Below are 26,162 nucleotides of genomic sequence, written 5' to 3' on the forward strand. Positions count from 1 at the left end.
CTCCGGCCGGAATGGAGAGATCTTTTAACAAATTCTAAAAATATTATTTGCATTGTTTCTGGGAAAGCAGAAACAGTGCTTTTCGGTCTCAGCAGTCCTGCCCTTCGTTCCAAATCCTCGCCCTCGTGCCTCGGGCTGTGGGTTTTACACTTCGGTCAGGTTTAGATAGTAGAGCCTGTTGTGATATTTAAGTTTTTTAGTATAAGCTTAAGAACAGACCTTTGTTAATAAACCCGACAGAGCGGATAGCCCACAGTAAAGTGCAACGAAACGAGGACTATTAGCGATGGCGGGGCTACAGCACCTATGAAAACAGACCGTGAATTTTCAAAAAAAAAACCGTCATCCCGACTGAAACGGAAAAATCTATCTTTTAGCATAAGCTTAAGAACAGACCTTTGTTAATAAACCCGACAGAGCGGATAGCCCACAGTGAAGTGCAACGGAACGAGGACTATTAGCGATGGCGGGACTACAGCACCTATGAAAAACAGCCCCTGCATTTTCAAAAAAAAACCGTCATCCCGACTGAAACGGAAAAATCTATCTTTTTAGCTTAAGCTTGAGAACAGACCTTTGTTAATAAACCTGACAGAGCGGATAGCCCACAGTGAAGTGCAACGAAACGAGGACTATTAGCGATGGCGGGACTACAGCACCTATGAAAAACAGCCCCTGCATTTTCAAAAAAAAACCGTCATCCCGACTGAAACGGAAAAATCTATCTAGATAGATTTCTCGGCTGCGCTCGAAATGACGGTAAATTTGAAAAGCTGATATAAACGAAGTTTGTTTATTTGCTTAATTCTGCGAAATATTTATGGAATAATGGCAAAGTCTCAATTCCTTTATAATAATTATAAATATCATATTTCTCGTTCGGCGAATGTAGAGCATCGCTATCTAAACCGAAACCAAAAAGCACAGTTTTAATACCCAACACATCCTCAAACAAGGCTACAATAGGGATACTGCCACCACCACGTGTAGGGATTGCGGTTTTACCGAAACTATCTTCAATTGCTTTTTCTGCAGCCTGGTAAGCAATGCTATCGGTTGGCGTTACTACCGGCTCGCCACCATGGTGAGGGGTAACTTTAACCTTTACATTTTTAGGGGCAATGCTTTCGAAATGTTTGGTGAAAATTTCTGCAATTTCTTCCGAACTCTGGTGAGGTACCAGACGCATAGAAATTTTAGCATTTGCTTTACTTGGCAATACCGTTTTTGCACCTTCGCCAATATAACCACTCCAGATACCATTAACCTCTAAGGTTGGACGTGTACCCGTACGTTCTAAAGTAGAATAACCTTTTTCACCCCAAACTTCTTCAATATTTAGGTCTTTTTTATATTCTTCTTCGTCATAAGGCGCAGAATTTAATGCTTTTTTCTCCTCATCAGTTAATTCTACCACTTTATCATAAAAAGCAGGAATGGTGATGTGGTTATTTTCATCGTGCAATGAAGCAATCATTTTGCATAAAATGGTAGCAGGATTTGCCACGGCACCACCATAAACGCCAGAGTGAAGATCGCGGTTAGGACCTACCACTTCTACTTCCATATAGGCCAGGCCACGTAAACCGGTTTCGATTGACGGGTGTTCCATACTGATCATCGAGGTATCAGAAATCAATACTACATCTGCTTTTAAACGTTCTGCATTATCTTTTACAAAAATACCGAGGTTAGCTGAGCCCACCTCCTCTTCACCTTCGATCATAAATTTAACGTTACAGGCCAGGGTGTTGGTCTCCATCATTAATTCGAAAGCCTTAACGTGCATGTAAAACTGTCCTTTATCATCGCAGGCACCACGGGCATAAATTTTGCCATCACGTACGGTAGGCTCGAAAGGCGGGGTATGCCAAAGTTCTAAAGGATCAGCAGGCTGAACATCATAATGGCCATATATTAACACTGTAGGTAGCGAAGCATCTATAATTTTTTCGCCGTAAACAATCGGATAACCGGCTGTTTGGCAAATTTCAACGTTATCAGCACCTGCATCTTTCAACTTCTGCGCAACATAATCAGCTGTTTTTAATACATCGCCCTTAAATTTCGGATCAGCACTAACTGATGGGAAACGTAATAACTCGAACAACTCATCTAAAAAACGCTGTTTGTGCGTTTCTACATAATTTTTAATCTCTTGCATAACAAAATGAATTTGGACAAATATAGGTTTTACCAGATAAACGGCACAGTAAGGAACCTTTAATTATGCCTGCATTAATGTAAAATCTTATTTAATGCTCCATGGTTTACAGGCTTAGTCAGGAAATTTAAGCTTTTGATAACTTACAATATTTCAGAATTTTAAAATACGTCTGTTAACATATACAAAAAATGGTTTACTGTTTGTAAAAAAGAAAATTGTTGCCATTAATTGTATTTACTTTTTTTGTAAATTGCGCCATTAACAGATATCCTTAAATCCTGTACGAAAGAATTTTAACAATGAAGTTTAGCGCAAAAGTATTTTTATCTCTGCTGCTGCTTCTATGTGTCTGCAACGCTTCTTTTGCCCAAACTCAAAATCCTACACGTGTAAGCTGCCCTGATGCTGCACAATATTATGCCAAAGACAGTATTAACATTGTAACTTTTGGGGCCAGTACGGTAGAAGGTGTTAAAGGATTGAGCTTCCAACCTTTACTTCAGAACAACTTTTTAAACTGTTATACCAATAAAATAATAGATATCACCAATCATGGTATTGGAGGGCAGACCACTTTTCAGGGCTTATTGAGGATTGATAAAGCGATAGCAAACAGAACCGGTTTTATTGTAATTGATATGGGCATTAACGATGCCCAGGCCATTGCATCAGGCAAGGGAAGTGTAGCTGAAACAGTTGCCAATATGAGGGTATTTATAAACGCCAGTTTAAAACTAAAATTAGTACCTATTCTATGTACGCTGCAGTTTGTTGATGACAGAAATAATAAAACCCTGATTCCCGTAAACACAAATATTAGAGCTATTAATACTGAATACAGGAAATTAGCTGCCGAATATAAAATTTATCTAGCTGATGTTAATGCAGCCATGAGACGCGACTTCACTTTATATCAAGATTCGTACCACCCGAATGCCAGAGGGTATAGATTAGTGAGCTATGTAATTTTTGATGCCATTAACAAAGCTATTTTTGATAAATTCCTGAAGTTTACCGTTACACAAAATTATCCTAATCCCGCTGCCATGCAAACGTTTATCGATGTGGTTTTGCCGGAAACGGATAAAATCAACATCCAGATCTACGATTTAATGGGCAGGCTGGTTAAAACTGTGGTAAATGAATACCTGAATACAGGAAAACATACCCTCGAGATCAACACCTCTGCTTTTGTGCCCGGCATTTATTTCTTTAAAGTTTCTTCCGACTCCGGCCAGTATAACAGCACTAAAAAGTTTATTGTATCAAGGTAACAAAAGCATTAAATATTAGTCAGATATTTGATTGATACGTTTAATACCTTTGATTATGTCATCCGATACATTCTTCACCAACCAAACCGTTGATCTTGATCAGCTTCCCAGATATGAGGAAATTTCGCTGAAACAGCCACATCCCAGTTACTGGAAAATCATTTGCATCAACATGGTGATCTTTTTCGTGGTACTCGGCATCGGTACCGGCTTAATTTTATTTTTTGTTGACGAAATAAGGCTAAATGCAGTCTGGATTGTTCCGCTATACTTCATCCTGGCGGTTATATTATTTTTGATTTACAGGTTAAGTTTCAAAAAGCGCGGGTATGCGGTACGTACACATGATGTAATTTATAAAAGCGGGATTATTGCCGAATCAACCACAATTGTACCTTTAAACAGGATACAACATATTGAACTGAATGAAGGCATTTTTTCGAGGATATTTAAATTAGGTTCCTTACAGGTATTTACCGCAGGTGGCCAAAGCGGACATATCCACATATCAGGTATTGCTATTAATGAAGCAAAAAGCATCAGGGATTTATTGCTGAAAAAACTGGATCTGCTCGAAAATCCGGCCACTGAAACTGAAGCATAATGGAGAACGATTTTAGTAAACCTCAGCGCGAATCGGCATTTGGCATTATCGTAATGGGTGCCCACACCATGTTAAAAATTGGCAAAGCCACATTTTTTCTATTCCTGATAGCCTTTGTAAAGATGTCGGGCACATCTTTTACCTACCTCATACTGGGCATTTCAGCTATCATGATATTCAGTTTTATATTTGCCTATTTATGGTACCTGAAATTTACATTTTTCCTGGATAAAGAAAAGCAGGAGTTTGTGGTAAATAAAGGGATATTTAACCGCGACCAGGTAATTATCCAACTCGATAAAATCCAGCAGGTGAACATCAACCAGAATATCCTGCAAAAAATTATCGGTGTTTATGGTTTAAAGATCGATACCGCAGGTGCGCACGGCGAAGAGGTAAGCATAAAGGCAATTGACGAAACCTCTGCCTATAATCTTAAAGAACACCTATTACACAGAAAAACCGAGGTTGAAGCAGAATCGGAGAATGAACAAGAAAATTATGCAATTGAAGAAGTTTCATTTTTAAGAATAAGCAACTGGACTTTATTTAAAGTTGGGTTAACCTCTAATTATGGACAGAGTTTAGCGTTACTGGTTGCATTTTTTTATACGGTAGTTTATGAAGGCAGGCAATTGCTTGATGCTTTTAAAATTAACAAAGATGAAATTCAGAGTACGGTAACCGGTATGCTTACCATTGTTACCGTTTTTATATTAATTGCATGCCTTTTAGTTGTTTTACTGTTAATTAACCTGGTTAGAACCTTTTATAAGTATTTCGAGCTCGAAATTAGTGAGCATAAAAATGCATTATTGCTCTCTTCGGGTTTAATTGCCAAAAAAAATACATTGATTAGTCCAAATAAAGTACAGATTACCAGATACAGTCAGAATTATTTCCAAAAGAAAATGAATATGCTGAATATGAGTTTACGGCAGGCTCATTTTGGACAAAGTAAAAAAGGACAGGAAATGCAGGGAAACATCCTCGAAATTCCTGGCTGTAATCCTGATGAGCGCGATGAACTGCTAAAAATGATACTGGGTAAAGAAATCTTAAAAGGCAAAACTTTTATCCCCGACTGGCGCTTTTTAAACCTGCCTGTATTTTTTAAACTGGTTTTGCCCGCAGCCGTTTTTTTGATTTCTGCTTTTAATATCCCGGAGTTGAAGCCTTTTATCGGTATTGTTATCCCCTATTTTTTAATCGGGCTATTTATGATATACATCAGTTACAGGAGGCACCGCATTTCGGTAAATCAGGATTTTATCATTAAAAAAAGTGGAATATGGGATGTTTCGCATGAGATTGTGCAGCCTAATAAAATCCAGGCCATTACCACTTTTCAATATCCGTGGCATAAGGGGGTTGATGTAGGCCATCTTTCTCTGCATACTGCTGCCGGACAGATTCATTTTAAGTATGGAAATTATACAGAAATTAAAAAACTGGTCAATTATTGGCTGTACCAGGTAGAAAGCGGGAACAAAGATTGGATGTAATGACGTTAGAAGATTTTTGAGGTGGAAGGCAGAAGGAGAAAGCCTTTATGCCATAATGGTTCGCGTCTCCACGAACCATTTATACAATACTGAACTATATTAATTCTTTTTAACAGGTAAACCTAAAGCATCATAATCCCTTTGATGTTTCCTGCCTGCTTGTAAACAGCAATTACCTCATCAGCATTTTGCACTTGCTTTTTTACCGTAATCGAAACATATTTTCCTGTTTTTGAAGATTGCTCAATAAACTCATCCTGAGGTAAAATAGCACGTAAGTCTTGTATTTTATCTAAGCCACCAGTAACGATAAATTTAAAATTGTAAACACCCGGAAATTTTTCAACACTTTCCAGTTTCTCTTTTAAATTTACATAAATATCTGTGTTAGCCCCCTCTGGGATATCGGTAAGCTCAATTTCCGTTTTTATTTTTTTCTCTTCCATGATTAAACAATATCAAATTCTATACCTAAACCATTAAAGTGTAATTCTGACAGCATACTGCATTTATTTAACCTAAAATCCGGCCATTTTGATATTTTGAGGCATGGGTTTGTAAACCCTTAATAGCAGCACAAAAACAACCTGCCTAAACCTTGGCGAAGCGGATACCGGCCCAGAGCATAAGGCCTGCAGGCGCCCGCTTGAACGAACGGGCAGGTATAAGCAAAGCAAAGGACTAACGATGCCAATAAAACACAGGTTTGCCTTTCCGCAAAATCAATCAAATAAAATTTACTTTATCGCCATGTTTCTTGTCGCCACGAACCATTATTATAAACAACAACATATATAATTACCAACACCTTTGGCAAAAAGCCCCAATAATTGTTATTTTTGAACCTCAAAAAAACAGGAGCCGATTTGGATTATTTAGAAGGATTAAACCCACAACAAAGAGCAGCAGTAGAGAACACAAAAGGACCGGTAATGATTGTTGCGGGTGCAGGTTCGGGCAAAACCAGGGTAATTACATTTCGTGTGGCCCACCTGATCCAAACCGGTACCGATCCATTTAACATTCTGGTTTTAACCTTTACCAACAAAGCGAGTAAGGATATGCGCGAGCGTATTAGTAAAGTGGTTGGCGCTGAGGCTAAAAACATCTGGATGGGTACTTTTCACTCTGTTTTTGCGAAAATTTTACGTGTTGAGGCCGAAAAAATAGGTTATCCGAACAATTTTACCATTTACGATACGGATGACAGCAAAAGCGTGTTACGTGCCATTTTAAAAGAAATGCAGCTTGACGATAAGCTTTATGCGGTTAATTTCGTTTTCGGCAGGATTTCATCAGCAAAAAACAACTTAATTTCCTGGGGAGAATACCAATCTAACGATCAGATTCAGGCAGAAGATATCCAAAATAAACGTCCGCTTATTGGCCAGATTTATGAACAATACGCCAAACGTTGTTTTAGGGCCGGTGCAATGGATTTCGACGATTTATTGTTCAAAACCAATATATTACTGAAAGAACACCCTGATGTTTTAAATAAATACCAGCAGAAATTCAGGTACCTGATGGTGGATGAGTATCAGGATACCAACTTTTCGCAATATACCATTGTGAAAAAACTGGCTGCCGCTTATCAGAACATCTGTGTAGTGGGCGATGATGCACAAAGTATTTATGCATTCCGTGGGGCAAATATCCAGAATATCCTGAATTTCGAGCGCGATTATCCTGATTTAAAGGTTTATAAATTAGAACAGAATTACCGTTCTACCCAGAATATTGTTGATGCAGCCAGCAGTATTATTGCCAACAATAAAAACCAGCTGGAGAAAAATGTATTTTCTGAAAATGATCCGGGCGACAGGATCAAAGTTTCGCGTGCTTTTACCGATAACGAGGAAGGTAAACTGGTTGCCGAATCCATTATCCAGGAGCGCAGCTTAAAAGGTTATACCTATCACGATTTTGCCATCCTTTACCGTACCAATGCCCAAAGCAGGGCAATGGAGGAAGGCTTGCGCAAACTGAATATCCCATATAAAATTTATGGTGGTACATCATTCTATCAGCGTAAAGAGATTAAAGATTTAATTGCTTACTTCCGTTTAACCTTTAATCCGAAAGATGAGGAGGCTATTAAACGCGTAATCAATTACCCAAAACGCGGTATCGGCGATACTTCTATAGATAAAATTATTGTTGCGGCAGATCAGCATAACCTTACCATGTGGGATGTGATTTCGAACGCACACCAGTATGTTGACGGACGTTTGGCCAATCAGCTGAATGATTTTGCCATGATGGTGCAAAGTTTTCAGGCGGAAGCGAAAAAACTTGATGCTTACGACTCTGCTTTGTTTATTGCACAGCACACCGGTATTTTAAAAGAACTTTACACGGATGATAGCGTTGAAGGTCGTGCCCGCTACGAAAATATCCAGGAATTATTAAACGGTATTAAGGAATTTGCCGAGCGTGAGGATATAGAGGAAAAAGGTCTTGATATTTTTATGCAGGATGTTGCCCTGTTAACCAATGATGATAAAGACGGCGATAAAAATAAAGATACCGTTTCGTTAATGACGATTCACTCTGCCAAAGGTTTGGAGTTTAAAAATGTATTTATTGTTGGTTTGGAAGAAAATCTTTTTCCATCTCAAATGTCGGTTAACTCACGCTCCGATCTGGAAGAAGAACGCCGTTTGTTTTATGTGGCCATTACACGTGCTGAGATTAAGTTAACCATCACCTATGCCACTTCGCGCTACCGTTGGGGAACACTAACTAATTGTGAACCAAGCCGTTTCATTAACGAAATTAATCCTAAGTTTTTAGAACTGGATGTTAAACCTGCCAAATCGAATTCGTTTGATGGTAATTTTGATGATGAGCGCAAAACCTGGACTTCACAACCACGCGATTTCTTCAGTAAACCAAAACCTGCTGCAGGCGCTACAGCCTCTGCCCCACCGGCGCGACCTAATACCACAACTTTATTGGCAAAGGCACATATACCAACGCCTGGTTTTACCCCATCGCAACCGCATGAATTCCAAGGCGGTATGGAAGTAGAACACGAAAAATTCGGCTTCGGAAAAATCATCAGTTTAGAAGGAACATTACCAGATGTGAAAGCAACAGTATTTTTCCAGGGATTGGGCAACAAACAGTTATTGCTAAAATTTGCGAAACTGATGATTGTAAAATAATTCTCTTTACCACAAAGCACCAAATCACGAAAAACATTGCTTTATACTTTGTGTTTTTGTGCCTTTGTGGTTAATTATCGAAAAAACTAATGATGAAAGGATTTTATACTTTCAATTTTAGATCCTTTACCCATTTTTACCCGCAGCCATTGCAGTTAAATCACTTGAAAAAACACAAAATTATCCTTAATATTGAGGTCGGTTTTTCCGAAAACAAACCATGCAACTTACCAGGTTAGAAATTAAAGGTTTTAAGAGCTTTGGCGATAAAGTGACCATCAATTTTAATGAGGGGGTTACGGCTATTGTTGGGCCCAATGGTTGTGGAAAATCCAATGTAATTGATGCCATGCGCTGGGTTCTGGGCGAACAGAGCACCAAAGCCTTACGCTCTGAAAAGATGGAAAACATCATTTTTAACGGAACCAAAAACCGTAAACAGGCACAATTGGCTGAGGTTTCGCTAAGCTTTGACAATACCAAAAACATTCTCCCAACGGCCTATTCGCAGGTTACCGTAACACGTAAACTTTACAGAAACGGAGATAGCGAATACCGCTTAAACGACGTTCAGTGCAGGCTAAAAGATATTACCGATTTATTTTTAGATACTGGTATCGGCTCAGATAGCTACTCCATCATCGAGTTAAAAATGGTTGATGAAATTATCACCAATAAAGAGCATAGCCGACGTGGATTGTTTGAAGAAGCATCCGGGATTTCGAAATACAAACTTCGCAAAAGACAGACTTTCAGCAAATTAAAAGATACCGAAGCTGATTTGGAACGTGTGGAAGATTTACTTTTCGAGATCGAAAAGAACTTAAAAACCTTAGAAAGTCAGGCACGTAAAGCAGAACGTTATTACAAATTGAAAGAGCAGTACCGCGAGTTGAGTGTTCAGCTGGCTACACACCGTATTGCCTTTTTCCGCACCGATTTAACAGCTTTAGAAACTCAGGAGCAAAACCAGCAGATAAACCGTACCGAACTGAGCGCTAAAATAGATACCGGAGAGGTTGAACTGCAAAAACTTAAACTTGGCAGTATTAGCCAGGAGAAAAACCTTTCTGTACAGCAAAAAGCAACTAACGAGCTGGTTTCAAAAATCAGGGCCTACGAAAGTGAAAAGAAAGTAAAAAATGAACAGATGCGTTTCCTTCAGGAAAAAGAAACGCGTTTATCTGGTGAACTTGAAAAAGACAAAAACCAGGTCAATCACATAAAATATAACATCAAGCGTTTAAATGAGGAGGTTGTAACAGAAACAGAGGTATTTAACCGTTTGGAATCTGATTTAAAAACCTTAAAATCTACGCTCGATACCTTACGCGAACAGCAGCAGACCGAAAAAAACAGGATTGATAACCTGATTAAATCGGTTAACGAGCTGCAGAACACGGTTTATCAATCGCAAAAGGAAATTGATATCCTCAATATCCAGAAAGATGCGCTGGTACAGGAAACCAACCGCAATGTTGACGATACCGAAACCAAAACATTAGAATTAAAGGCTTTTGATCATGCTTTAGCCGAACTCGATATCCAGGTACGCGAAAAACAGGCAAACATTAAAAACCTGACTGAAGCCGAAGAAGTTTTAAAGGAAAAACTGGCTGCTTCTGAAGTAAATCTAAGTTCGAACAAAGAAAAATTAACGGCCGAAAACCGGAAAAAAGATGCCAAACAGAACGAATACAACCTTACTAAATCATTGGTTGATAGTTTGGAAGGCTTTCCGGAATCCATTCGTTTTTTAAAGAAAAATAGCGCTTTTGCAAAAAGTGCCCTGCTCCTTTCCGATATTTTATTCTGTAATGAAGATTACCGCATTGCTATAGAAAATTACCTCGAACCGGTAATGAACCACTATGTTGTCGAAAAATATGCAGATGCCGTTCAGGCCATTAACCTGTTAACCGATGCCAGTCGTGGAAGGGCGAATTTCTTTATTTTAGAGAATGTTCCCGATAAAAACCCTGTTATTGGTACCCACGAAGGTTTAGTTTCTGCTTTGTCTGTAATTGAAGTAGACAAAAAATATCAGCATCTTTGCAACCTGCTCTTACAAAACGTATATATCGCTGTAACCGAACAGGAAAACCTTTTTAAAGAAACCCCAACCGATAGTTTAACCATATTGGCCAAAAACGGAAAATATGCACAAACAAAATTCACGCTGGCCGGTGGCTCGGTAGGTTTATTCGAGGGTAAAAGGATTGGTCGGGCCAAAAATTTAGAAAATCTGGCTAAAGAAATTAAAGCTTCAGAATCGCTGATCAATCAGTATAATGCTGCCATAAAAGCCGAAACTGATAATATTTTCAATCTCAAAGAAGCTTCAAAAATCAGCCAGATCAATAGCCTGCAACAGGAAATGAACCGTTTAAACAACGAACACATTTCTGTACAAACACGCCGCGATCAATACCAGGAATTTATTACCACCAGCGAAAACCGTAAAACAGACATCGCCCAAAAGATTGTATCGATAGAAAAAGCGTTATCAGAAAAACTGCCGGCGTTGGTTCAATTACAAAAAGACCAGCAGGAGGCGCATGTTAATTTACAGGAGCAACAACTTAATTATCAGGAAATTGCCGATCAGGTAAACGAAAGCGCGGGGAGATACAATCAGGATAATATCCGGTTCCACCAGCAACAAAACAAGCTATCCGGCCTGGAAAAAGATCTCGACTACCGTTCTGTACAGGAAGAAGCGCTAAACAAACGCATTGCCCAAAACGATAAGGAATTACAGGAAGCCTTAACCCAGATTACCGCAACTTTACAGCATACCGATCTGAATGATGATACCCTTTTGGAGATGTATCAACAAAGAGAAAAGATGGAAAAAGGTCTAGCAGAAGCCGAACAGGCCTATTTTTCGAGCAAAGGAAGTATAAACGAGGTAGAGAACGACTTGACGAATATTCGTAAAAACCGCGAAGAAACCGATTTTCTCCTAACCGAAATCAAGGATAAAAAGAATGCATTAAAAATCGACTTAAATGCATTAAAAGAGCGTTTAGCTGTCGAATTTAATATTGATATTAATGATCTTTTAGAAACTGATCATGAAATAGAAGCACTGGAAAGCGAATTCGAGCTGCGCCAGAAAGTGGAGAAAATGAAACGCCAGCTCGACGAATTTGGCGCCATCAACTCAATGGCTATGGAGGCTTTTAAAGAAATGGAAGAACGTTATGTGTTTATCCAGAACCAGAAAAAAGACCTTAACGCCGCCAAAACCGATCTGATCCAAACAATAAAAGAAATAGACGATACTGCAAAAGATAAATTTATGCAGGCCTTTACCCAGGCCCGCGAACATTTTATTGTGGTTTTCCGTTCCCTATTTAACGAAGAAGACAGCTGCGACCTGATTTTATCAGACACCGTTAATCCTTTAGAAGCTGATATCGATATTGTAGCCCGTCCGAAAGGTAAAAGACCTTTGTCCATCAACCAGTTATCAGGTGGCGAAAAAACGCTAACTGCAACTGCCCTATTGTTTTCGTTATACCTGTTAAAACCTGCCCCTTTCTGTATTTTCGACGAGGTTGATGCCCCGCTGGATGATACTAACATCGATAAATTCAATAATATTATCCGTAAATTCTCCGATCAGTCGCAGTTTATCATTGTATCGCATAATAAACGTACCATTGCCAGCACCGATATCATTTACGGCGTAACCATGGTAGAACAGGGCGTTTCGAGGGTTGTAGCGGTAGATTTAAGGGAAGTAGCGGCGTAATTTATTCCAGTATAGTCCTCGTTTGTAACCAGGATTATTGAGAAGTGCATTTTTAATGCACGTAGATAAAAATGCGTAGCGATAAAATCGCTTTTCTCGTACATCCCGATTACAAATCGGGATGATGCATGGTATTGATGCCATACAGACCTCGCAGGTTTTTAAAACCTGCGAGGTCTAAAGCAATATCCCAATAATTAATATCTTTATAAAAATTTAAACGGATAACCGTTCTCTTAAGTACTGAAATAACAAACCTGACTTATTACAATCATAAAACATGAAAATCTTATATATCCTACCCTTAGCCGCAATGCTAAGCTGCTGTTCATCAGTAAAAAATCAAACTGGCGCCACCAATTCCGGCAAATTAGATACCCAGTTATTAAAAGATGTTGAAGTATTATCATCAGATGCTTACCAGGGTCGTAAGACGGGTACAAAAGGAGCAGAAATGGCGAGGGCCTATATTATTGAAAGATTTCAGAAACTAGGTCTGAAATCCTATCCGCAACATGTAAACTATGCCCAGGAATTTACTTTTAACGGAAGAGGCGGCACAAAAGTAAACGGAACCAATATTATCGGCTACATTCCGGGCAAAGGAACCAATGTAATTGTAGTTTCGGCCCATTACGATCATTTAGGCGTAATTAAAGACGAAGTTTTTAACGGTGCCGACGATAATGCTTCAGGAACAGCAGGTTTATTAAAAATTGCCGCCTATTTTGCCAAGAACAAACCCAACAACACCATCATTTTTGCATCTTTTGATGCTGAGGAAATGGGTTTACAGGGCGCAAAAGCATTTGTTGGCAACCCACCGGTAAACATCAATACCATTGCAATTGACCTGAATATGGACATGATCAGTCATAGTGATAAAGGTGAACTATATATCTGCGGGACTTTCAAATATCCCGATTTAAAGAAATATGTTGATACGACAAAAACCAACATCAAACTACTTTTCGGACATGATGATCCTAAACTAGGCCACGATGACTGGACTAACCAAAGCGATCAGGGTGCTTTTAATGCTAAAAATATCCCGTTCTTATATTTCGGTGTCGAAGATCACAAAGATTACCATAAAGCCACCGACGAGTATTCGACTATTACCAAACCATTTTTCAGTAATGCTGCAAGTGCGGTGCTGGATGTTGTAAAAAATATCGATAAACAAACCGGTTTACAGCAATTGCTGAAAGATAAAATGATCATGATGGATAATCCAAGAAAATCAGAAAGATTCTAAAAATTTTATAAAATAAATTGAAACCTGCCCCTAACGGCAGTTTTTTTTATGCTTTATATTTATACATTAAATTTTATTTAACTGATAATCAAATATTTAATTGATTCACTATAAAAATAGTTTGCAAACTATTTTTATAGTAGTAACTTCATATAATCAAACTACAAAAATAGTTACCATGATAAAAGAACTTACAAAAGCAGAAGAACAGGTAATGTTAATCCTTTGGGAAATGGGCGAAGCCTTGGTAAAAGACGTGATCGAAAAAATGAACGAACCTAAACCTGCTTACAATACGGTTTCAACCGTTATCAGGGTTTTGGAAGGAAAAGGTTTTGTTGATCATAAAGCCGTAGGCAATACACACATCTATTTCCCTATCGTAAAAGAAACTGATTATAAACGTTTTGCATTCGACAAAGTGATGAACAATTACTTCGAAAACTCATACGAAAGTCTGGTATCCTTTCTGGTAAAGGAAAAAAGTATGAGTAATAAAGAGCTTAACGAAATTATCCAATTGGCAGAGAAACTTAAAAAAGACAAGTGATGAGCTGGCTATATTATTTACTCGAAGCAAATCTATATCTTATCCTCTTTTATGGATTTTATAGACTATTCCTCCACAGAGAAACTTTTTATGTATTAAACAGGTATTACCTGATTTCCAGTTCGATACTGGCTTTTATTCTTCCATTTTTTCAGCTGGGATTTTTAAAGAAAGAAATGATAGTCCATTATACCGGATACATTCAGATTGAAGAACAGGTATCCTTTTTCAATACCGAAAATATCCTTTTATTACTCTATATGTCCATTTCCATCGTCTTAACCCTAAAAGTTTTGTGGGGATTAAGGCATATCCTAAAACTAACGCGGAATGCCTGCAAAAATAAAGAAAATGGCATCACTTTTATTGAGATCAAAGATTCAAAAGCCGCATTTTCATTCTTCAATCTACTGTTTATTGATCCAGAAATGAGTCAGAAAGCTACAGTATTGAAGCACGAAATGGTCCACATTAGGCAGAAGCACAGTTTTGATGTGCTATTATTCGAACTGATACAAATCTCCAGTTGGTTTAATCCCGTTATATATTTCATTAAGAACGATATCAGGCTCATACACGAATATCTTGCAGATGAAGCCACCACCAGGACAGACATTGCCAAATATGATTACGCGCTGTTTCTAATTCAAAATTCCTATGGAAATCAAGCAGTTACACTTAGTAATCATTTTTTCAATTCATCACTACTAAAAAATAGAATAAGTATGTTAAACCAAAAAAAATCAGCAAAATGGGCTAGGCTCAAATTGTTATTTATCATTCCATTAACCGGATCCATGCTGTGCCTATCTACAAGGGCATTTACCAAGAATTATAGCACCATTGAGTTAGGACAGAAAAAAGAAAGCTTAACTGTAGTTTTACAGGACACTACCAGGAATAAATCAGACAAAAAGAGATTGCCACCTCCACCACCTAAGGAACCAAGTACTGGCAAGACCAAAAAAATCACAGAAGTAATTATAAATGAACCTGTTATCAAAAAATACGATAAAAGATTACCACCGCCACCTCCTTGGGAGCCGAGCACAAGCAAGGCTAAAAAAATTACCGAAATAAGGATAAATGAACCTGTTATCAAAAAAGACGATAAAAGATTACCGCCACCACCTCCAGTAGAACCCACACCTATAAAATCTAAAAAAATCAGTGAGACGAAAGTGGATCAGGTTCGTTTCGCTCCTCCGATTGTTAAAAAAGATAAAAAGAATATGCCAGTACCACCGCCGCCTCCGCCGGTTGAACCAAAAACTAAAAAAAGTGGTGACAAATAGTGAAAAGTAATAGCGTCTACAATCTGTAGGATATAGGAAAACAGATGAGGTAATTTTTGTACTTCATCTAAAATTGCCCCATTTTTAAACTGGTTTAAAAAACCATTTGGGTCGGCTGTAGCAAATTCGGCTATATCTGGATTTTCAAGTGATACATAAGGCTTGCAGGGGATAGTTGTCCTACAAATGATTGTCTTGCCACTTTGCCGCGGCCCCAGAACAGCAACTACCCTAAATTTAGAAGCTAATTGTTTTAATTTATTTTTATCAACCCGCTGAATCAGAGATAAATGTTAAAATAAAATGGACTAATCAGGAATTAAATTCCCGATTAGTCTAAAATAAAAATATAATTACCTGACATACAAACAATTAAAAATTACTAGAAAATAAAAATTCATTAAAAAATAATTATTCAAATTACTGCGGCACGTACACCACATACTTAGTTTCGAAGAAATCTTCCTCAAAATAAGCCGAAAGCGGATATAATTCTGCTTTCAGTTTCGATTCTTTAATCTCATCAGCCAAATCTCCGCCTTTTAAATACAAAATCCCATTTGGAATGGCATTTAACGATTCTTTTTTAAATTTCCCTTGTATCCACGGATAAAATTCGCCCAAACGGGTAACTGCCCTCGACACAATAAAATTAAACTTATCTTTAATCTGTTCGGCCCTTAAATGATCGGCTTTTAAATTCTCCAACCCTAGTGCCGAAGCCACTTCTTTTACCACTTTAATCTTTTTACCAATAGAATCTACCAGGTAAAACTGCGTTTCAGGGAATAAAATCGCCAACGGAATACCCGGAAAACCGCCACCTGTACCCACATCCAATACGGATTCGCCGGCTTTAAAAGTGCAAACCTTAGCTATACCCAACGAATGTAATACATGGCGTTCGTACAGTTCTTCAATATCTTTTCTCGAAATTACATTGATCTGTGCATTCCAAAAGCTATATAATTCGAACAATTGCGAAAACTGGGCGAGTTGTTTTTCGCTTAGATCAGGAAAATATTTTAAAACGATATCGGGTTTTACGTCAAGCATGTTGTATTTACTAAAGATTAATGAATTATTTCCAGTTTACCTTTTTCTTGCCAAATAAGGCAAAAAATCCGTTAAGGGTTAAAAACAGGAACAAAAGTATATCTAAAATCGGGAACCACCAACGCAAATCGCTATAGTTTAAGCGTTTCAATAATTTTGGATAGATAAAACACCTGATGATGATGCTTAAACCAAGTATTCCGGAAGCCACATATTGGGCTTCGCGACTAAAAAACATACAGGCTGCAAAGAACACATAAAAAAGGAACTGAACCAGAATCTGAAGGCTCAAAATAAACTTATGCTTAGATTTATATAATTTCCCGGCACCAAAATGGCGTTTTTTCTGTCTCAAATAGCCCCGCCAGGTCCTATTCGGCTCACTCCATACATGGCTGTCTGCATTAATGCGTATTTCAGTATTATATTTATTGGCATGTGCATTTACAAAAAGATCATCGTCACCTGACGGGATATGCATGTGGGCTGCAAAACCTTTATTTTTAAAAAAAAGCGACTTTTTGTAAGCCATATTCCGGCCAACCCCCATGTATGGCATACCTTTGAGGGCGAAAGAGAGGTAGTTTACTGCAGTAAAAAAAGTTTCGAAACGGATCAGCGCGTTTAATAGACTCTTCCTCTTTATATAAGGCGAGTAACCCAATACAATTTCTGTTTTCTCATCTGCCGGCTGCTGCATATCCATCAGCCAGTTTTCAGAATTAGGTGTGCAATCGGCATCCGTAAACACCAGCCAGTCGTATTTTGCAGCCTTTATGCCCATGGTCACTGCGAATTTTTTGCCGGCAATAAACTTATCGTTATCTAAAATTTTAACAACCTTAATATTGTTGTATTTCTTTTCAAACTGCTCCAAAAACTCCTCTGTACCATCCCACGAGCGATCGTTTACCACCACAACTTCATATTGCGGATAATTTTGGTTTAATAAGGCAGGCAGGTATTTCTCCAGGTTTACAATTTCATTCCGGGCGCAAACGATTACACTAATTGGTTTTCTGGCCGATAACGGTACCTCTTCGATACTTACATTGGCGAGTTTTAAGTGTACAAAAAGTGCATAATAAACCTGAACCAAAAGGCAAAAAGCCAATATCGAGAGCAGAATAATTTCAAGCGGAGTTAATATCACGATGGTAAAATAAATAGGCGCAAATTTCTCATTTTTAATCTGTAAAACACTTTTATGTGGATAAAAATTTAAACAAAAATATGCCCTCATTTTTTGTTATTTTTGGCAGATTTTTGACGAGAAAGAATATATATGAAATTTAGTTTACAGGCTAACGATCCACTATCCAAAGCCAGAGCAGGGACGGTTACAACGGCTCATGGCGAAATACAAACCCCTATTTTTATGCCTGTGGGCACTGCCGGAACGGTAAAAGCCGTACATCAGCGCGAACTTAAAGAAGATATCGATGCAAAAATCATCCTTGGAAATACCTATCACCTTTATTTAAGGCCTGGTTTAGATATCCTTGAAAAAGCAGGTGGACTACATAAATTTATTGGCTGGGACCGTCCGATTTTAACCGACAGCGGTGGTTATCAGGTATATTCTTTGAGCAAAGTGCGTAAAATTAAGGAAGAAGGCGTTACCTTCCATTCGCATATTGATGGTTCAAAACACCTTTTCACTCCTGAATATGCAATGGACATCCAGCGTACAATTGGTGCGGATATTATTATGGCATTTGACGAATGTACTCCATATCCATGCGATTACACTTATGCTGCGCAATCAATCAAAATGACGCACCGCTGGTTAAAGCGTTGCTGCGAACGTTTTGATACAACAGAACCTAAATATGGTTTCGACCAAACACTTTTTCCTATTGTGCAGGGATCGGTATACAAAGATCTGCGCATTAAATCTGCCGAATTTATCGCTTCTATGGGGCGCGAGGGTAATGCCATAGGCGGTTTATCAGTCGGCGAACCTGCTGAAGAAATGTATGCGATGACTGAAATCGTGTGTGATATATTACCTGCTGAAAAACCACGTTATTTAATGGGTGTGGGCACGCCAATCAATATATTAGAGAATATTGCTTTGGGTGTTGATATGTTCGACTGTGTAATGCCTACCAGAAATGCCAGAAACGGCATGCTTTTTACCCGAAACGGGATTATCAACATCAGGAATAAGAAATGGGAGAATGATTTTTCACCATTGGATGCAGAAAGTGATCTACATGCCGATCAGGTAACGACTAAAGCTTATTTAAGGCACCTGGTACACAGTAATGAAATGCTTGGCGCACAAATTGCTACCTTACATAACCTGCACTTTTATCTTTGGCTGGTAAAAGAGGCCAGGGAAAAGATTATTGCAGGGGAATTTTACGACTGGAAGAACAAAATGGTTAAAATATTAGGCAATAAGCTATAAAATGAGTCTGTTAAAAGGGAAAATTAAAATCATCGATCAGTACATTATCGGTAAATACCTGGGTACATTTATATATACCCTGGCTATTTTCGTAATCATTATCGTAGTGTTCGACTTATCTGAAAAGATGGATGATTTTATGAAAAGCGGACTAAGTTTCTGGGGAATCCTCTCCAAATATTATGCTGGTTCCATTCCTTTTTACGTGAATATGCTTTCGCCTTTGATTAACTTTATTGCCGTAATTTTCTTTACGGCGAAAATGGCCGATCAAACAGAAATTGTTCCCATTTTAAGCGGCGGTGTAAGTTTTAACCGCTTTTTATTTCCTTATCTGGTGTCGGCTACGATTATTTTTTCAGCCAATCTGGTATCAAATTTATACATTTTACCTTATACCAATACGCTAAAAAACCGTTTCGAAAACACATACGTTAAACGTAACGATCCCTCAACAAAATCGAACATCCACATGAAACTGGATGACAAAACCTATATCTATATTGATAATTTCGATAACAAAACGAACTCGGGATACCGCTTTTCTCTAGACAATTTCAATGGAGATATTTTAACCAAAAAAATTGTTGCAGAAACCATTAAATGGGATTCGTTAAAAAGGAAATGGCAACTTACCAATTACTCGATCCGTAAGGTTGACGGGCTAAAAGAAACGATGATTTATGGTAACGGAAAATTAAAAGACACCATCCTGGATATGCGTCCGGATGATTTTTCGGCTTACGATAATGTGGTACAGAATTTAACAACCAAAGAGCTTTCGGAGAAGATCAGAAAAGAAAAAATCCGTGGAACAGGGGTAATGAACGATCTTCAGTTTGAGAAATATAAACGCTATTTGCACCCGCTTTCGGCGTTCGTATTAACGCTTATTGGGGTTGCGCTGTCATCGCGTAAAGTTCGCGGTGGCGTTGGTGTATCATTGGGTATCGGTATCTTCATTAGCTTCGCTTATATCGTATTTAATCAGTTTACGCAGATGTTTTCTACCAAAGGTGGATTACCTCCATTTGCAGCCGTTATAATGCCTACAATCTTCTTTGGCCTGCTGGGCTTTTACCTATTAAGGAGAGCTCCTAAATAGCATGGAAGCCACCAAAAAGAACCTGCTCATTCTTCATCTTACTGTATTTGTTTGGGGCTTTACGGGTGTACTCGGTAAAGTAATTTCCATTGATGCAGTGCCTATGGTTTGGTACCGTGTATTGATTGCAGCCAGCACGCTTTTCGCCTGGTTTCTGATCACAAAAAAGAATATTAAGGTTACGAAAAAACAATTTTTACAATTCTTTTTAACCGGAGGAATTGTTGCTATCCACTGGATATTTTTCTTCCACGCCATTAAGGTTTCTACCGTTTCGGTAACTTTAGTTTGCCTCTCTTCGTTCACTTTATTTACAGCCATTTTAGAACCGCTGATCAAAAAACAACCCATCCAAATGGGCGACATCCTGATTGGTTTATTGATTATTTTAGGCATCTATATGATCTTTAAATTCGAAAGTCAGTATACTTTGGGGATCATTTTTGGTTTGCTTGCAGCAGTGGCATCAAGTCTTTTTTCGACAATAAATTCTACACTGGTTCAAAAGAGCGAACCTTCGATAATAGGTTTTTATGAACTTGTTGGTGCGCTTTTCTGGATCACATTATACCGTTTGTACGACGGAAGTTTGCTAAACACACACTTTAATTTAAGTGCAAAAAACTGGCTTTATTTAGCGCTTCTCGGTACGCTTTGTACTTCTGTTGCCTACGTTGCAGGCGTTGCGGTTATGCGTACTTTATCGGCATTCAGGGTAGCCTTGATTACAAACCTCGAACCCGTTTATGGAATCTTACTGGCATTTATTTTCTTCCAGAATAAGGAACAAATGACAGGTGGGTTTTATATTGGGGCAACGATTATTTTGGGCTCAATATTCCTTTATCCAATCTATAAAAAGAGGAAGAATAAGCTGTAGCAAGTACCACAAAACCTGCTGTACTTGCATAAGCTCCCGAGATAGATTTCTCGGCTCCGTTGCCCTGCGCTCGAAATGACGAAAACGTTAAAGGGGGGGCATCCCATCAAATAACTTCCCTTTATCAGGCCATCAAATACTCAAGCAATCGTTACTCCATTACCGTTTACAACTCCCCATAAAAGCAACGTCATCTCAACTGAAACGCGACCTGTACCGATTTTTCATCGGTAGTGAAACGGAGAGATCTACCCCGAGAGATTTTTGTTGATCAGGCCCCAAATTTTTAATTAATTTACACTTGGCTACTGTTAGAAGAAACACCTAAAAACGATTCGTCATCTTGACTTAAAAAAGACGTAATAAAAAGATTTTTCCCGAGGTAGATTTCTCGGCTTCGTTGCCCTGCACTCGAAATGACGAAAACGGTAGAGGAGGTTATCTTATCAAATAACTTCCCTTTACCAGGCCACTAAATGCTCAAGTAATTTGTACTCCATTACCGTTTATAACTCCCCATAAAAGCAACGTCATCTCGACTGAAACGGAGAGATCTATCTCGAGATAGATTAGCTTCGCTGAAACAATCGCATAGCTCTCGGCTACATTACTTTGCAGTCGAAATGAAGAAAAATCTAAGTGAATCTATATACAACAACTCCCTTTCTGGCTTGTTGATTTTTGCATGATAAAACATAAATCGAAATAATAGTAATCTAAATCATAATTACTTCGTTCAAGCGGTTAAAACAGGCTTAAATTTATTCCACAAAACAATAACATCGACCAATAAAAACCGGAATAAAAAAACACAAAATACTTAAACTTAGACCTGTAAAAACAATACTGAAATGTATTAAAAAAACATTAAAAAATAGTGAGTGTTTTAAATCAAAAATGGGGTAATAAATACCTATAAAATAAAACGAAATCAACTCGATAAAACAACTATAAAAAAGATACAATTACATGAAATAAAACAAGAGAAAAAATGAAATAAAAATCGATTATAAGAATTGCTAAAACACCAGTAATTAATCAATATAATTGAGAATAGATAGCCGCATAAAAAGCTCCAATAATACTCCAAAATACGCAGCCAAGTTCCATCTAAAATCTACAAAAAGCTATTCATATTACGAGAAAAATCTACCACGAATTATACCCTGATAACTCGTCAAAAATATAAACCAAATTGACTGTTATCACAATCCATGTTTTTATATCTGCATTTTCATCTTCATAAAAACTGGATCAACCAATCATAAAAGCAATCATATTTAAAGGTTCATTTTTAAGAAAAAAGCAGAAAAATAATCCTAATTGTGTATCCAAATTTATCCCATCAGGATTAAAAACCAACAAATTTCAATCATTTAACCAGTTCAAAGCATTTGCGGCCAAAAGATCAAAAAACCTGCTTTAAACTACAATAGAGCGTGTTTTCATATAGAAAACAGATTTTTTTAAAAAAAGCAATCAAAAAGCCAGTTATCCAAGAATATCGTCGGGAATTGGCATTAACTGGCCAAAAAATTGTCGATTTCGGAGATAAAAACATCAAAAAAGTATACAAAAATGAGTCTCTTACATAAATTTCAGGCAAGAATTTATAGGCTAAAATCACGATTTGGCATAGAAGAAACATAGTTTTTGATAAGTAAAACAGAAGAACCGGTGCCTTTCAATTTTATGAATTGAGCCTTACCAAAGCTAAATTCACAACTTAATAGTGATCAATTTAGGTTAAAATCCTGATTAAAAAACAAAGACATTTTGTCATAAAAATATCATTCCCTTAAGAAATCTCCTTTTTAAATTGCAATCAGAATTCGGAACTTAACAGCATAAATTTTCAAGATCATCAATTATGCAGAGAGAAATTTCCGCTTTAAAACCACCAGTTTCGAAGCAATGATTTTGGTTTATCGCTATTTCATTTGAAGCTGAAATTCATAAATTAAAATCTTCAAAAAATCCACCAGTTCTGTGCTGCACAGCCGTTATCAACCAGACCAAAACATCTTTCTGCAAATCATACAGAATTTCAAAAAGCTAGAAAAATTTTTCAGGAAAATCGATTAATAAGTGTAAATTAATTGAATAATGCTGATCAGAATAAAAACACGCCTTTAACAATAAATCAGCGATAAATTTGAGTGAAATTTTCTTTATAAAACAATTTTATATTAGTTTATATAAATTTCATTAAAATTTGAAAATCAATATTTTAAGTTATTTAATATAAATTAAAAATTTACAATTTTAAAGAGCTGTAAATTTTAAAAAACTAAATATTTTAGCAAAGAATTTAGATGAATTTAAAAAAAGCAAACAAAAAACTAATTATCAAGTATTTAAGTGCAATTACTTTAAGCTTTATTTCACCATCGGTTTTTGGGCAGATTTTCAGCACTGCACAAAACCCACTTAGTGTAAAATGGAACTACATTTCATCAGGTGGCTTTAAAATCATCTATCCTCAGGAACTGGAGAAAGAAGCACAAAGAATGGCCAACACCCTACCCTTTATCTACACTAAAATCGGACTGGGTTTGAACCAGAAAAAAACCTCCATTCCGCTTCTGTTACAGAACCGCGGAACGGTGGCAAATGGCTTTGTTCAGCTAGGCCCGAAGAAGTCGGAATTCTATGCCACACCGCCACAGTTTTTCGATAGCCAGGATTGGCTGAACAACCTCGCCGTGCACGAACTCAGGCACGTTGCACAGTTTGACAAATTGACAGGAACGCAGGCACACCCCTTCCCGGAGTTGGTTTTCTTTGCCTACTTTGGGGCAGGTATACCCACCTGGTTTTTCGAAGGCGATGCCGTGGTGAACGAAACCGCGCTCACCTATTCGGGGCGTGGCCGGCAGCCCAACTGGATCATGCCTTACCGGGCTTCAATTTTGGAAGGCAAAAAATTCACGTACAGCAAAGCCTATTTCGGATCGAACAAAGATGTAACGCCGGGCTACTATCAAACCGGATATCTGATGGTATCAGACATGAAAGAAAAATATGGTCAGTTCATTTCCGATAGTTTACTTGGCGATATCAGGAAAAGACCGGTAAGGCCATATCCATTTTCGAAAAGCTTAAAAAAGTATACTGGAGAAAATACGCGGCAATATTTTCTTGCCACCCAAAACAAGCTGGCTGAATCGTGGAAAAAACAGCAAGAAAAATCTGCCACAGAAAGCTATCAAAGTCTGAATCAAAAAACAGCATTAGCAACCAATTATTTCCTTCCTGTACGATTAAATAAAAATCAGATTTTAGCACTGAAAGAAAGCAAGACAGATGCCCGATATTTTGTCATCATTAACGAAGATAAATCGGAGCAAAAATTATTTGGAATCGGCTACCAGGAACAGCCATGGTTTAGCTTAAAAAACGACCTTTTGGTTTGGGATGAAATCCGCTATGATCCGAGATACAAACAGCGTAGCTATAGCGTAATCTGTTCATACAATTTAAAGACTAAAAAATTCAATAAACTAAGCAGCAAAAGCAGACTCTTCTCTCCCAGCCTATCGGAAGATGGAAAGAAAATTATTGCCTCAAAAGTTGAACTCAACAACCAGTTCAATCTGGTAGAAATTGATGCCTCTTCAGGAAAAATCTTAAAGACTTATCCAAACCCGGAAAATGAAATCCTGCAAACGCCGTCGTTCGATAAAACCGGAAATAAGATTGCCTATATCGGTGTAACGGAAAAAGGAAAAATTTTATGGCTGATGGATGGAGATCAAAAATCGGCACTCATTTCAAACAGCAGGCAACAGCTCAGTCGCCCGGTTTTTATTAATGACAAAATTGTTTTCAATGCGCACTTTAACGGCATCGATAATATCTACGAAATAGATCCCCCTTCGAAAAAAATATCGGCACTTAGCGCCTCAAAATATGGGGCCTTTAACCCTACTGAAACCAGCGACGGAAAAATCATTTTTAATGACTATAAAATCAATGGTTACGAAATTGCCGAAACCAGCATTACTGAAAAACCAGTAGGCGAAAATAACTTTGTTGATTTTTCCGCAGCGGCAGAAAAGCAGGAAAATGTTGGGAATGTTTTCGATAAAATTCCTGATAGCACTTACCAATCCAAACGCTACCACCAGGCGCTAAATCTTTTCAGCATCCATAGCATTATCCCGGTAATCGACAATGAATATGTTTTCGGTTTGGAGCTGCAATCTAACAACCTGCTTAACACCATGGACTTTTATTCGGGTGCAAAATACCACCGCGATTTAAAACGTTTCGAGTACACTGCAGACATCAGCTATAAAGCACTATATCCGGTATTGAGTATATTGTACCGCAACCGTCCGAAAAGAACGTTTTACAGGGCTAAAAATGTGGTACAGCAAGGCGACTGGAGGGAGCACTATATCAAGCTTAATGCATCGCTTCCGTTATCGTTCAATGCCCGTAATGAGAATTATGCTTTTATCTTAAATGCGGCAACCAGTTTTACGCAAAGATATATGCCCGAAAACATGCCGACCAATTTTATCCGCGAACTAAAATTCCCGATGGAATATAATTTTACATTCAACCACAGTGTGCGTACCACCGAAAGAGACATTGCGCCAAAGTGGGCACAGGTATTCAGGGTTACTTACGATCATCAACCTTTCGACAAAAATTTGGGTGGCGAAATTTTAGCACTCGAAAGTTTTCTTTATTTCCCGGGACTTGCCAAAAACCATTCAGTCCTGGCGAGCTTCAATTACCAAAAGGCAAGTGGTGTAAACCAGTACGCCACCGAGATTGCAACCGTGTATGGATACAACAATATTTTGGCGAAAAGCAAACTGCAGAACAGCTTACTTCTTAACTACCGTTTTCCATTTGCCTTCCCTGATTGGGAGTTGGGTCCACTGGCTTATGTAAGGAATTTCAGGGCGGGTTTATTTTGCCATTACGAGAACATCGGTAAGGGCACAACTTTTAACGACCCGAAAACTTATGGGGTAGAATTGAACACCAGTGTAAACCTTTTGCGCTATCAGCCTGTTGTAGATTTAGGAGCGAGATTGGTTTTTGTTAACCAGATTTACAATCAAAATCCGATATTAGAGTTTTCATTTAATTATAGCTTTTAAGC

Annotated in this window: 17 protein-coding genes; 12 read left to right on the top strand and 5 right to left on the bottom strand. The window is 38.0% G+C overall.

The genetic code is table 11. From position 1 onward, the window contains the following. Nucleotides 1-793 precede the first annotated feature (793 nt). Nucleotides 794-2,164, bottom strand: a complete 1,371-nt coding sequence (locus DRW42_RS01485) for a dipeptidase (RefSeq protein WP_113947041.1) — start codon at nucleotides 2,162-2,164, stop codon at nucleotides 794-796. Nucleotides 2,165-2,466: 302 nt separating this feature from the next. On the opposite strand from DRW42_RS01485, the gene DRW42_RS01490 reads away from it, so the two are divergent. Genes DRW42_RS01490 through DRW42_RS01500 form a run of 3 tightly spaced genes read left to right on the top strand, consistent with a single transcriptional unit; the run spans nucleotide 2,467 to nucleotide 5,550 of the window. Next, on the top strand, nucleotides 2,467-3,441 hold the full coding sequence (locus tag DRW42_RS01490) for an SGNH/GDSL hydrolase family protein (protein WP_113947042.1): 975 nt from the start codon (nucleotides 2,467-2,469) through the stop codon (nucleotides 3,439-3,441). A gap of 55 nt (nucleotides 3,442-3,496) precedes the next feature. Further along, a complete protein-coding gene (locus tag DRW42_RS01495) occupies nucleotides 3,497-4,045 on the top strand; it encodes a PH domain-containing protein (protein WP_113947043.1) in 549 nt (182 codons plus the stop codon). After that, nucleotides 4,045-5,550, top strand: a complete 1,506-nt coding sequence (locus tag DRW42_RS01500) for a PH domain-containing protein (protein ID WP_113947044.1) — start codon at nucleotides 4,045-4,047, stop codon at nucleotides 5,548-5,550. The genes DRW42_RS01495 and DRW42_RS01500 overlap by 1 nt, the downstream gene beginning before the upstream one ends. 122 nt (nucleotides 5,551-5,672) lie before the next feature. On the opposite strand, the gene DRW42_RS01505 is transcribed toward DRW42_RS01500, so the two are convergent. Beyond that, nucleotides 5,673-5,996, bottom strand: a complete 324-nt coding sequence (locus DRW42_RS01505) for a DUF493 family protein (RefSeq protein ID WP_113947045.1) — start codon at nucleotides 5,994-5,996, stop codon at nucleotides 5,673-5,675. Nucleotides 5,997-6,416: 420 nt separating this feature from the next. Here DRW42_RS01505 and DRW42_RS01510 point away from each other — a divergent pair, with 420 nt between their 5' ends. The 5 genes from DRW42_RS01510 (at nucleotide 6,417) to DRW42_RS01530 (ending at nucleotide 15,583) form a co-directional block, all read left to right on the top strand. Then, nucleotides 6,417-8,720: an ATP-dependent helicase gene (locus DRW42_RS01510; protein WP_113947192.1), complete on the top strand. Its 2,304-nt coding sequence runs from the start codon at nucleotides 6,417-6,419 to the stop codon at nucleotides 8,718-8,720. 220 nt (nucleotides 8,721-8,940) lie between these two features. Next, entirely contained in the window at nucleotides 8,941-12,480 is a 3,540-nt protein-coding gene (smc, locus tag DRW42_RS01515) for a chromosome segregation protein SMC (protein ID WP_113947046.1), read from the top strand. A gap of 280 nt (nucleotides 12,481-12,760) precedes the next feature. Beyond that, the gene (locus DRW42_RS01520) at nucleotides 12,761-13,738 is read left to right on the top strand and encodes a M28 family peptidase (protein ID WP_113947047.1); all 978 of its coding nucleotides are present in this window, start codon (nucleotides 12,761-12,763) and stop codon (nucleotides 13,736-13,738) included. A 178-nt stretch (nucleotides 13,739-13,916) separates the two neighbouring features. Further along, complete coding sequence (locus DRW42_RS01525) at nucleotides 13,917-14,288, top strand: BlaI/MecI/CopY family transcriptional regulator (protein ID WP_113947048.1); 372 nt, start codon at nucleotides 13,917-13,919, stop codon at nucleotides 14,286-14,288. Continuing rightward, on the top strand, nucleotides 14,288-15,583 hold the full coding sequence (locus tag DRW42_RS01530) for a M56 family metallopeptidase (RefSeq protein ID WP_113947049.1): 1,296 nt from the start codon (nucleotides 14,288-14,290) through the stop codon (nucleotides 15,581-15,583). The genes DRW42_RS01525 and DRW42_RS01530 overlap by 1 nt, the downstream gene beginning before the upstream one ends. Here the strand turns inward: DRW42_RS01530 and DRW42_RS29470 are convergent. The 3 genes from DRW42_RS29470 to DRW42_RS01545 form a co-directional block, all read right to left on the bottom strand. Next, entirely contained in the window at nucleotides 15,475-15,867 is a 393-nt protein-coding gene (locus DRW42_RS29470; RefSeq protein ID WP_113947193.1) for an AAA family ATPase, read from the bottom strand. The two genes, DRW42_RS01530 and DRW42_RS29470, sit on opposite strands and share 109 nt — an antisense overlap. Nucleotides 15,868-16,003: 136 nt before the next feature. Then, nucleotides 16,004-16,639 (bottom strand): 16S rRNA (guanine(527)-N(7))-methyltransferase RsmG, encoded by a 636-nt coding sequence (rsmG, locus tag DRW42_RS01540; RefSeq protein ID WP_113947050.1) that lies wholly within the window; start codon nucleotides 16,637-16,639, stop codon nucleotides 16,004-16,006. A 25-nt stretch (nucleotides 16,640-16,664) separates the two neighbouring features. After that, nucleotides 16,665-17,882 carry a glycosyltransferase gene (locus DRW42_RS01545; RefSeq protein ID WP_167437779.1) on the bottom strand — a complete coding sequence of 406 codons (1,218 nt, stop codon included), beginning with the start codon at nucleotides 17,880-17,882 and terminating at the stop codon, nucleotides 16,665-16,667. Between the two features lie 42 nt (nucleotides 17,883-17,924). On the opposite strand from DRW42_RS01545, the gene tgt reads away from it, so the two are divergent. The 4 genes from tgt to DRW42_RS01565 all read left to right on the top strand — a co-directional run bounded on the left by tgt (nucleotide 17,925) and on the right by DRW42_RS01565 (nucleotide 26,160). Then, nucleotides 17,925-19,055 carry a tRNA guanosine(34) transglycosylase Tgt gene (gene tgt, locus DRW42_RS01550; protein WP_113947051.1) on the top strand — a complete coding sequence of 377 codons (1,131 nt, stop codon included), beginning with the start codon at nucleotides 17,925-17,927 and terminating at the stop codon, nucleotides 19,053-19,055. 1 nt (nucleotide 19,056) lies between these two features. Beyond that, on the top strand, nucleotides 19,057-20,160 hold the full coding sequence (locus DRW42_RS01555; RefSeq protein WP_113947052.1) for an LptF/LptG family permease: 1,104 nt from the start codon (nucleotides 19,057-19,059) through the stop codon (nucleotides 20,158-20,160). A gap of 1 nt (nucleotide 20,161) precedes the next feature. Beyond that, a complete protein-coding gene (locus DRW42_RS01560) occupies nucleotides 20,162-21,040 on the top strand; it encodes a DMT family transporter (protein ID WP_113947053.1) in 879 nt (292 codons plus the stop codon). A gap of 2,315 nt (nucleotides 21,041-23,355) precedes the next feature. Further along, complete coding sequence (locus DRW42_RS01565) at nucleotides 23,356-26,160, top strand: TolB family protein (protein WP_113947054.1); 2,805 nt, start codon at nucleotides 23,356-23,358, stop codon at nucleotides 26,158-26,160. Nucleotides 26,161-26,162 lie beyond the last annotated feature (2 nt).

Origin of the sequence: Pedobacter miscanthi (assembly GCF_003315595.1) — a bacterium.
Classification (GTDB): domain Bacteria; phylum Bacteroidota; class Bacteroidia; order Sphingobacteriales; family Sphingobacteriaceae; genus Pedobacter; species Pedobacter miscanthi.

What these genes read in the sequence shown, in the direction of transcription:
- rsmG (WP_113947050.1), bottom strand. Translation starts at nt 16,639, where the DNA reads ATGCTTGACGTAAAACCCGATATCGTTTTAAAATATTTTCCTGATCTA.
- DRW42_RS01545 (WP_167437779.1), bottom strand. Translation starts at nt 17,882, where the DNA reads ATGAGGGCATATTTTTGTTTAAATTTTTATCCACATAAAAGTGTTTTA.
- DRW42_RS01530 (WP_113947049.1), top strand. Translation starts at nt 14,288, where the DNA reads ATGAGCTGGCTATATTATTTACTCGAAGCAAATCTATATCTTATCCTC.
- DRW42_RS01555 (WP_113947052.1), top strand. Translation starts at nt 19,057, where the DNA reads ATGAGTCTGTTAAAAGGGAAAATTAAAATCATCGATCAGTACATTATC.
- DRW42_RS01565 (WP_113947054.1), top strand. Translation starts at nt 23,356, where the DNA reads ATGAATTTAAAAAAAGCAAACAAAAAACTAATTATCAAGTATTTAAGT.
- DRW42_RS01505 (WP_113947045.1), bottom strand. Translation starts at nt 5,996, where the DNA reads ATGGAAGAGAAAAAAATAAAAACGGAAATTGAGCTTACCGATATCCCA.
- DRW42_RS01495 (WP_113947043.1), top strand. Translation starts at nt 3,497, where the DNA reads ATGTCATCCGATACATTCTTCACCAACCAAACCGTTGATCTTGATCAG.
- DRW42_RS01500 (WP_113947044.1), top strand. Translation starts at nt 4,045, where the DNA reads ATGGAGAACGATTTTAGTAAACCTCAGCGCGAATCGGCATTTGGCATT.
- DRW42_RS01560 (WP_113947053.1), top strand. Translation starts at nt 20,162, where the DNA reads ATGGAAGCCACCAAAAAGAACCTGCTCATTCTTCATCTTACTGTATTT.
- DRW42_RS01525 (WP_113947048.1), top strand. Translation starts at nt 13,917, where the DNA reads ATGATAAAAGAACTTACAAAAGCAGAAGAACAGGTAATGTTAATCCTT.
- DRW42_RS01520 (WP_113947047.1), top strand. Translation starts at nt 12,761, where the DNA reads ATGAAAATCTTATATATCCTACCCTTAGCCGCAATGCTAAGCTGCTGT.
- smc (WP_113947046.1), top strand. Translation starts at nt 8,941, where the DNA reads ATGCAACTTACCAGGTTAGAAATTAAAGGTTTTAAGAGCTTTGGCGAT.
- DRW42_RS01485 (WP_113947041.1), bottom strand. Translation starts at nt 2,164, where the DNA reads ATGCAAGAGATTAAAAATTATGTAGAAACGCACAAACAGCGTTTTTTA.
- DRW42_RS01490 (WP_113947042.1), top strand. Translation starts at nt 2,467, where the DNA reads ATGAAGTTTAGCGCAAAAGTATTTTTATCTCTGCTGCTGCTTCTATGT.
- tgt (WP_113947051.1), top strand. Translation starts at nt 17,925, where the DNA reads ATGAAATTTAGTTTACAGGCTAACGATCCACTATCCAAAGCCAGAGCA.